This is a genomic window from Streptomyces sp. 130 (assembly GCF_007096885.1).
In the GTDB taxonomy this organism is placed as follows: Bacteria; Actinomycetota; Actinomycetes; order Streptomycetales; family Streptomycetaceae; genus Streptomyces.
In genome coordinates, this window is sequence record NZ_VJNO01000130.1 from 1 (window position 1) to 425 (window position 425).

General features: G+C 71.5%; 1 protein-coding gene. It reads right to left on the minus strand.

Features of this window, described 5'->3' with window-relative positions; genetic code table 11:
• Nucleotides 1-425: condensation domain-containing protein (locus FKN01_RS32325; RefSeq protein WP_143626196.1), on the minus strand; the 425-nt coding region annotated here is incomplete at both ends.

Genomic DNA, 425 nt, shown 5'->3' on the forward strand with positions numbered 1-425 from the left:
GAACCGCGCGACCAGCGAGGCGTCGCCGATCTCGGCGGTGGACCCCGCCCACGGCCCGAGAACGAGTTGCCGTTCGGCGTCCGACACCACGTCCAGCTCACCGAGGCGCCGCTCGGGATCGGCCAGCGCCTGGCGCAGCACCGTGCCGAGCACGGTCACCATGCGCTCCACGGTCGGGCGGTCGAACAGGTCCTCCGCGTAGAGCACCGTGCCGCGCAGCCCCCGGCCGTCGTCCGTACGGAGCAGGAACTCCACGTCGAACTTGGCCGCACCGCTCGTGACGTCCGGTATCGCGGTGACCGTGGTGTCCCCGAGCCGGAGCTCCGGAACGCCTCCGGTTTCCAGGGAGAGGCAGATCTGGAAGAGGGGGTGGCGGGCGAGTGTGCGGGTGGGGTTGAGGGTGTCGAGGACGAGGTCGAAGGGGG